The sequence below is a fragment of the Streptomyces tricolor genome, from assembly GCF_002155905.1.
In the GTDB taxonomy this organism is placed as follows: Bacteria; Actinomycetota; Actinomycetes; order Streptomycetales; family Streptomycetaceae; genus Streptomyces; species Streptomyces tricolor.
Genome location: NZ_MUMF01000385.1, coordinates 1 through 7,805, shown reverse-complemented (window position 1 = coordinate 7,805; position 7,805 = coordinate 1). Strand labels below are relative to the sequence as shown.

Annotated in this window: 7 protein-coding genes; 3 read left to right on the top strand and 4 right to left on the bottom strand. The window is 73.9% G+C overall.

All coding sequences use genetic code 11. The annotated features are described in order from the left end of the window. The first annotated feature begins 225 nt into the window (after window positions 1–225). Window positions 226–594: an STAS domain-containing protein gene (locus CCN44_RS26145; protein WP_223283678.1), complete on the top strand. Its 369-nt coding sequence runs from the start codon at window positions 226–228 to the stop codon at window positions 592–594. Between the two features lie 79 nt (window positions 595–673). On the opposite strand, the gene CCN44_RS47880 is transcribed toward CCN44_RS26145, so the two are convergent. Then, on the bottom strand, window positions 674–751 hold the full coding sequence (locus CCN44_RS47880) for a 50S ribosomal protein L37 (protein ID WP_391045673.1): 78 nt from the start codon (window positions 749–751) through the stop codon (window positions 674–676). A 172-nt stretch (window positions 752–923) separates the two neighbouring features. Between CCN44_RS47880 and CCN44_RS26140 the strand changes: the two genes are divergently transcribed. Then, entirely contained in the window at window positions 924–1,382 is a 459-nt protein-coding gene (locus CCN44_RS26140) for a GreA/GreB family elongation factor (protein WP_059247151.1), read from the top strand. Between the two features lie 51 nt (window positions 1,383–1,433). Here the strand turns inward: CCN44_RS26140 and CCN44_RS26135 are convergent, their stop codons facing one another. Beyond that, window positions 1,434–3,947, bottom strand: a complete 2,514-nt coding sequence (locus tag CCN44_RS26135; RefSeq protein WP_086700065.1) for an ATP-dependent Clp protease ATP-binding subunit — start codon at window positions 3,945–3,947, stop codon at window positions 1,434–1,436. A 743-nt stretch (window positions 3,948–4,690) separates the two neighbouring features. On the opposite strand from CCN44_RS26135, the gene CCN44_RS26130 reads away from it, so the two are divergent. After that, window positions 4,691–5,050, top strand: coding sequence for a thioesterase family protein (locus CCN44_RS26130; RefSeq protein ID WP_086700062.1), 360 nt, complete (start codon window positions 4,691–4,693; stop codon window positions 5,048–5,050). A 393-nt stretch (window positions 5,051–5,443) separates the two neighbouring features. Here CCN44_RS26130 and CCN44_RS26125 read toward each other — a convergent pair whose 3' ends face one another. Together CCN44_RS26125 and CCN44_RS26120 are read right to left on the bottom strand one after the other, a co-directional pair. Continuing rightward, window positions 5,444–6,325: a YegS/Rv2252/BmrU family lipid kinase gene (locus CCN44_RS26125; protein WP_059247148.1), complete on the bottom strand. Its 882-nt coding sequence runs from the start codon at window positions 6,323–6,325 to the stop codon at window positions 5,444–5,446. Window positions 6,326–6,369: 44 nt separating this feature from the next. Next, on the bottom strand, window positions 6,370–7,805 hold a 1,436-nt coding region (locus tag CCN44_RS26120), incomplete at its 5' end, for an FAD-binding oxidoreductase (RefSeq protein ID WP_107502108.1).

The following is a 7,805-nucleotide window of genomic DNA, read 5'->3' as shown; positions in this document are numbered from 1 at the left end:
CCAGGGCGGGGGCGGGTTCCTCGGCGTGCGTCACAGGGACGGCGAGGGCCCGAACGCCGATGGGCAGGCAAACAGGCCGCGGGCGGGCCTGGTTGCGGCCGTTCCGTCATGGACTGGACACATGAGGGGCAGGAGAGGTTGCAGGGAATCCCTCGCGGGATCCTGGGCAGCCTCACGAGCAGGGAAGGTCTGGGCAAGGATCGGGCGAGCAGGGGCGAGGAACGCGTGGCGGACACGGCAGAGACGAACGAACAGGCAGAACCGGACCGGCTGTCGGTCACCCGGTCCGTCGTCGACGGTGTCACCGTCGTCACGGTGACAGGCGAGGTCGACCACCACACCTCCGGTACCCTCCGTCAGGCCCTGACCCCCGCGGACCCGGACGGGGCGCGCACCGTGGCGGATCTCAGCGGCGTGCCGTTCATGGACTCCAGCGGCATCAACGTGCTCATCGCCGGCCATCAGGCGCACGGTCCGACGGGCTGGCTGCGGCTGGCCGGCGTCCGCAGGCCCGTCCTGCGCACCCTGGAGATCGTCGGCCTCACCCCCCTCCTCCCCTGCTACCCCAGCGTCCGCGACGCCCTGGCGGGCTGACGGGCCGCCCCCGGCCGGAGGCGGTCGGGCCGCCGCGCGGACGGCGGCCCGGACGTGCTTGCCGCGGGGCACCGGAAGGTCAGCACTGCGGGCGCTTGCCGTGGTTGGCCGCGTGCTTGCGCCGCCCCTTCTTCTTCCGACGTCGCTTCGAGGACATGGGCACCTCCTGGGGCAGGGAGGGGAGCGTACACGGCTCCCCATTCTGGACATAAGCACGATATCCCCGCATTTCCGAGCACTCCACCGGAGGCAGCGGCAGACGCTCGCCCGACTATGATGCGGAATGCCGGATTTTTCACGCTTTGCCCGCGCATAGAGGAGCAGACACCATGACCGGTGATGCCGAGCCGATCAGCGCCCAGGCCCGCCGTGCGCTGGAGCAGGAGCTGGCAGACCTCCAGGACGAGCGCCGGCTGGTCGCCGGCACGCTGCGGGACGCCTCGGTGGGCGACCAGGCCGACCAGGCCGACGAGTTGCGGCGCGCCGATCAGCTCGGGCGCCTCGACCGTCGGATCGAGGACATCACCGAACGGCTCCGCGAGGCGGCGGTGGCCGGGCCCGCCCCCACCGACGTGGTCGGCGTGGGCAGCACGGTCACCGTCCGCTTCTCCGACGGCGCGACGGAGACCCTGCAGATCGGCGAGGTCGCCGAGGCGCTGGACCAGACGCTCGTCACCGCCGACAGCCCGCTCGGGCGCGCGCTGCTCGGACGCCGGCCCGGGGACGCCGTCCACTACGACACCCCCGACGGACCGGCGACGGCCGTCGTCGTGTCGATCGGGGGGTGACCGGGAGTCCTCGACGGTGCGCCGGTCTCTCCCGGCATGCCCGACGCTGCGTCAGCCTCCTTGCGCCGACGGCGCTTCCGGCTCGCCCCGCCGCACCGAGCAGTGCAGCGAGTCGTCCCGCACGTCGGCCACGATGGTGTCGCCGGGACTCGCCTCGCCGCTCAGCAGCAGGGTGGCGATGCGGTTGTCGAGTTCCGCCTGGATCGTGCGGCGCAGCGGGCGGGCGCCGAACTCCGGCTGGTGGCCGTGGGCGATGAGCAGCTTCTTGGCCGCCTCCGTGACCTCCAGGCCGATGCCCTGGGCGTGCACCTTGTGCCTGCTCCGGTCCAGCAGCTGGTCCACGATCCGCCCCAGGTCGTCCTCGGTCAGGCCGTGGAAGACGATGATGTCGTCGATCCGGTTGAGGAACTCCGGCAGGAAACGGGTGCGCAGGTCGTCCATCAACGCGTCCTTGAGGTCGGACACCTCGCCCTTGTGGTCCAGGATGCGGTGCGCGCCGATGTTGGACGTCATGATGACGACGCAGTGCCGGAAATCGACGGTGCGGCCCTGGGCGTCGGTCAGCCGTCCGTCGTCCAGGATCTGCAGCAGCGTGTTGAAGACGTCGGGGTGGGCCTTCTCCACCTCGTCGAAGAGCACCACGCTGTAGGGCTGGCGGCGGACCTTCTCGGTGAGCTGGCCGGCCTCCTCGTAGCCGACGTATCCGGGAGGCGCGCCGACCAGCCGGGCGACGGTGTGCTTCTCCTGGAACTCGCTCATGTCGAACCGGACCATGCGGTCCTCCTCGCCGAACAGGAGGGCGGCGAGGGTCTTGGCGAGTTCGGTCTTGCCGACACCGGTCGGACCGAGGAAGAGGAAGGACCCCACGGGCCGGTTCGGGTCGCCCATGCCGGCCCGGTTGCGGCGTACGGCCTGGGAGACGGCGGTGACCGCCTCGTCCTGGCCGACGATCCGCGCGTGCATCTCCTCCTCCAGCCGGAGGAGCTTCTCCTTCTCGCTGGCGGTGAGCTGGGAGACCGGGATGCCGGTGCGGCGGGAGACGACGTCGGCGATGTCGGCGGCCGTGACCGAGACGACGCCCTCGCGGCGTTCCTCGATGCCGGCGAGTTCGCCCTCCGCCTCGGCGATCTCCCGCTTGAGTTCCGAGGCCTTCTCGAAGTCCTCGGCGGACACGGCCTGTTCGAGTTCCCTGCGCAGCTTGGCGATACGGTCCTCGCGGCTGACGACCTCGGTGGAGCGTCCGGCGCTGCGCAGCCGCACCCGCGCGCCGGCCTGGTCCATCACGTCGATCGCCTTGTCCGGCAGGAAGCGGTCGCTGATGTACCGGTCGGACAGTTCGGCGGCGGCGGCCAACGCTCCGTCGTCGAAGCGGACTTGGTGGTGGGCCTCGTAGGCGTCGCGCAGCCCCTCCAGGATCTGGACCGTCTCCTCGACCGTGGGCTCCGGGACCAGCACCGGCTGGAACCGGCGCTCCAGGGCGGCGTCCTTCTCGATGTACTTGCGGTACTCGTCGATGGTCGTGGCGCCCACCACGTGGAGGTCCCCGCGCGCGAGGGCGGGCTTGAGCATGTTGCCCGCGTCCATGGCGCCCTCGCCGGTGGCGCCGGCGCCGACGACCGTGTGCAGTTCGTCGATGAAGAGGATGATGTCGCCGCCGGCCGCCTGGACGTCCTCGATGACCTTCTTCAGCCGCTCCTCGAACTGCCCCCGGTACTGCGCGCCCGCCACCATGCCCGACAGGTCCAGCGAGACGACCCGCTTGTTCTTCAGGGCCTCGGGCACCTCCTCCGCCACGATGCGCTGGGCCAGGCCCTCCACGATGGCGGTCTTGCCGACTCCGGGTTCGCCGATCAGCACGGGGTTGTTCTTGGAGCGCCGGGAGAGGATCTCGATGGTCTGCTCGATCTCCTCGGCCCGCCCGACGACCGGGTCGAGCTTGCCGGCCTTCGCCTCCTCCGTCAGATCCCGGCCGTACTCGTCCAGGGTCGTGGCCGGCTTCTTCCGTTCGGCCGGGGCTCCTTCGGTACGGGTCGCCGCCTGCTCGGTCAGGCCGGTGAGGCCCTTGGCGTCCAGGCCCTCCGCCCGCAGCAGCCGGGCGGCACCCGTGTCGCTGTCGCCGAGCAGGGCGCCCAGGATGTGCTCGGGGCCGATGTAGGACACACCGGCCGCCTGCGACTGGGCGTAGGCGGCGCCGAGCGTGCGTTTGGCCGCCGGGGTCAGGCCCGGTCGCGCGGAGGGCTCGCCGGACTCGCGCGGGAGGACCTCGGCCAGGTCGGTGGCGACGGCGTCGGGGTCCACGCCGGCCTGGGAGAGCAGCCGGCGCGACGGGGCGACCTGGGTGGCCGCCCAGAGCAGGTGCTCGGTGTCGAGGTCGGAGGTGCCGTCCTCGGCGGCCCGTTGCGCGGCCAGGTTCAGCAGTTGCTGCGACGACTCCGTCAGCAGCCGGCCGATGGGGACGCGCTGCACCGCGGGGGGCGAGGACGCCGGTGACATACCGAAGAACCGGTTCAACAGCTCGCTGAAGGGATCCGACGAACCGAACGGTGCACCGAACGACATCGACATGACAGCTCCAGGCGCGCGAGGGGGCAGCCATCCGGAAGGGGGTCTGCGAGGGGTCAGTAATCACTGAAACCCGGTGCGTACGGCACCGCAAGCGGAGGCCGGCACCGACCGACGGCGCTGCCGGGGGCGGGCCCGAGGGGCCGGCAGGGGTGCTGATCGGCCGTGCTTTCCCTGGGCGGCCCTGAGCAAGCCCTGCGGGGGGCGAGGGGGCGCCTGTCGACCACGCTTCCCGGCGAGCCCTGATTCGGGCCCAGCGGCGGCGAGGCGGGTGCCCGTCGACCACGCTTCCCGACAAGCCCTGAACGGGCCCGGCAGCGGGCGAGGCGGCTACCCCACCGACCACGCTCCCCGACAAACCCTGGCTCGGGCCCGGCAGCGGGCGAGGCGGCTACCCCACCGACCACGCTCCCCGACAAACCCTGATTCGAGCCCAGCGGCGGCGAGGCGGCTACCCCACCGACCACGCTCCCCGACAAACCCTGGCTCGGGCCCGGCAGCGGGCGAGGCGGCTACCCCACCGACCACGCTCCCCGACAAGCCCTGATTCGAGCCCGGCAGCGGGCGAGGCGGGCTACCCACCGACCACGCTTCCCGACAAGCCCTGGCTCGGGCCCGGGCGGTGCGGGTCGACCGCGCTTGCCGACCAGCCCGGAGCCGGTCCGGCGAGGGACCGAGGCGGGCGCCGGGCCCGCCCCCCGCCGGGCCCGCCCGGGCCGCCGGAAGAGAGGCGCTAGCGTGGGGGGATGCGCCATGAAGTGACCGACGCGGACACCGCGGAGCGGGTGGGCAGCGGTGATGTGCCCGTGCTCGCGACGCCCCGGCTGATCGCGTGGATGGAGGCGGCGACCGTAGCGGCCGCGGTGCCGTTCCTCGGGACGGGCCAGACAAGCGTGGGTACGGCGGTCCGCGTCGAGCATCTGCGGGCCACGCGGGTGGGTGGGGCGGTCGAGGTGACCGCCGAGCCCGCGTCCGCTCCGGCGGGCCGCCGGCTCACCTTCGCGGTTAGGGCCGTGGACGACTCGGGCCGCGTCGTCGCGGCGGGCGAGATCGAGCGCGCGGTGGTCGACCGGGCGCGGTTCCTGACGCCGCCGTCCGACGCGTAGCCGACCACCGCACCACGCCGACGCCCAGTCCGACGTGCCTTCGCCTGAGGCCAGCCGCCCGACGCCCCGCGACCCGAGGCACCACCGCCTGACGTCCGGTCCGACGCACGGCCGCCCGACGGCTGACGTTCGCCGCGCCACCGCCCGACGCAGCCACCGCCCCACGTCCAGGGCAGGTACCGGTCGTGTCCCTCCGGTCCGTCCGGCACCAGCAGCCGCCCTTCGTACACGACGACCGCCCGCACCACGCCCTCGGTCTGTTCCAGCGTCACGGCACTCCCCCCGGCCCCGCCTGCCCGCCCCAGGGGTGAGCGGGTGACGCGCCCCTGCGGCGCCGGCCGCCCTGCCGGGAGCGGGGTCAGGGCCGGCGGCGGGCCATGGGCGGTGCGGGGGTCAGTACAGCATCGGCAGGTCCCCGGGCCGCACCCGCAGAGTGACCGGGAGGGTGGCCTCCACCTCGCCGTCGGCGCCGTAGGGGACGGGGCGGTCGGCCTCGATGCGCAGTTCCCGGCCGCGCAGGACGCGTACTTCGGGGCGGTCGGTGTGGGCGCCGGTCTTCAGCTCGTTCATCAGGGTGAAGAACAGCCGGCGCGGGGCCTCGCGGATCAGCACGACGTCCAGCAGCCCGTCGTCGACGCGCGCCCCGGGAGCGATGAGCCGGGCGGAACCGTAGTAGGGGGAGTTGGCCGCGACGACGGTGTAGCCGCGGTGGCGGTGCTCCTCGCCGTCGACGGTGACCCGGTAGTCGGCGGGCCGCCAGGTGGTGACGGCGCGCAGGCCGCCCGCGTAGTAGGAGGCGGCGCCGCGCAGCAGCCGGGCGTTGTTGGCGTGCCGGTTGGCCTCCGCGTCGACGCCCGCGTACACGCTGCCCAGGACCACCGTGCGGGGGTGGACGGCCGACTCCACCTCGATGGTGTCGACGGGCCTCGGCTCGGCGTGCAGCAGGATCTCCGCGAGCGCGGCCGGGTCGGCGGGCAGGTGCAGCGCGCGGGCGAAGTCGTTGCCGCGTCCGGCGGGTACCAGGCCCAGGACGGTTCCGGTGCCGCTGAGCGCGCCGCCGATGCCGCCCGCGATGCCGTCGCCGCCCACCGCCAGGACGATCCGGCCGCGTTCACCGGCGGCGCGGGCGATGTCCTGGGCGTGGGCGAGGCTCCGGCTGTACTCGGTCTCCAGCTCGGCGCCGGCCGCGCGCAGCAGCCGGGCCAGCTGGAGCAGGGTCGCCGCCCCGGTCGAGCCGCCCGCGGTGGGGTTGACGACGGCGGTGAACTGGCGCATCGGTGGGCCTCCGAGGCAGGCGGTCGGTGGGATCGGGTGTCGGGTCAGTCGGTGGGCAGCAGGACGCCGGGGTTGAGCAGCCCCTCGGGATCCAGGCGGCGCTTGACGGCGCGCAGGGCCGAGACGCCGAGCGGGCCGGCCTCGCGGACGAACCAGTCGCGGTGGTCGGTGCCGACCCCGTGGTGGTGGGAGATGGTGCCGCCGGCGGCGAGCACGGCTTCGTTGGCGGCGTGCTTGGCGGGCGTCCAGTGGGCCACCGGGTCCTCGCCCTGGGCGCTGACGACGGTGAAGTACAGCGAGGCGCCGTTCTCGTACACGTGGGAGATGTGGCACATCACCAGGGGTGGGGTGCCGGCCCGGGTGAGGGTGTCGGTCAGGGCGGTGCGGACGGCCGTGTACAGCTCGGGGACGCGGGACCAGAAGGCCGCGGTCTCCAGCGTCTCGGCGAACGCGCCGGCGTCGAGCAGGGCGTCGCGCAGGTACGGCGCGGAGTAGCGGCCGTGCGCCCAGCGTTCGCCCGGTTCCGTGCCGACCAGGGTGCCGCCGCAGGCCGTCAGGACGGCCGCCGCCCGCTCGCGGCGGTGTGCGGTGTCCTCGGCCGTCCCCTCGTACCCGGTGATGGCCTGGCAGCCCGCACCGCCCTGGGTCAGATCGGCGCCGATCGCGTCGGGCTGGGCGAGTCCGACGAGCGTCTCGGTCTCGTCGGACAGGCGCAGCACGGTCGGCCGGGGCCCGTCCTGGGCGAGCCGGCGCAGTGCGGCGGCGCCCTCCTCGAAGGAGTCGAACCGCCAGCCCTCGTACACCCGCACCTCGGGCCGGGGGCGGATCCGTACGGTGACGGAGGTGATGACGCCGAAGGCGCCCTCGGAGCCGAGGACCAGCTGGCGCAGGTCGGGCCCGGCGGCGGAGCGGGGGGCGCGGCCGGTCTCGAGGGTGCCCTCGGGGGTGGCGAGGGTGAGGCCGAGGACCATCTCGTCGAAGCGGCCGTACCCGGCGGAGGCCTGTCCGCTGGAGCGGGCGGCGGCGAAGCCGCCGATGGTGGCCCATTCGAAGGACTGCGGGAAATGGCCGAGAGTGTAGCCGTGTTCGGCGAGCAGGGCTTCGGCCTCGGGGGCGCGCAGGCCGGGCTGGAGGACGGCGGTGCGGGAGACGGGGTCCAGGTCGAGCAGCCGGTTCATGCGGCGCAGGTCGAGAGCGACGAACGCGCTGCGGTGCGGGGCGAGTCCGCCCACCACCGAGGTGCCGCCGCCGAAGGGCACGACGGCGAGGCCGTGTGCGGCGCAGGCGCGCAGGACGGCGAGGACCTCGTCGTGGGTGGCGGGCAGGACGACGGCCTGCGGGACGTCGGTGACGTCGCCGGCGCGGATGCGCAGCAGGTCGGGGGTGGACTTGCCGCGGGTGTGCCGGACGCGGCTCTCCGCGTCGGTGCGCACGTGTTCGTCGCCGCCGACGGCCGCGGCGAGGGCCCGCAGGGCGGCGG

Bases quoted from the DNA above. Each gene is read 5' to 3' on its own strand.
- CCN44_RS47880 (WP_391045673.1), bottom strand. From the start codon at position 751: ATGTCCTCGAAGCGACGTCGGAAGAAGAAGGGGCGGCGCAAGCACGCG.
- CCN44_RS26140 (WP_059247151.1), top strand. From the start codon at position 924: ATGACCGGTGATGCCGAGCCGATCAGCGCCCAGGCCCGCCGTGCGCTG.
- CCN44_RS26135 (WP_086700065.1), bottom strand. From the start codon at position 3,947: ATGTCGATGTCGTTCGGTGCACCGTTCGGTTCGTCGGATCCCTTCAGC.
- CCN44_RS26130 (WP_086700062.1), top strand. From the start codon at position 4,691: ATGCGCCATGAAGTGACCGACGCGGACACCGCGGAGCGGGTGGGCAGC.
- CCN44_RS26125 (WP_059247148.1), bottom strand. From the start codon at position 6,325: ATGCGCCAGTTCACCGCCGTCGTCAACCCCACCGCGGGCGGCTCGACC.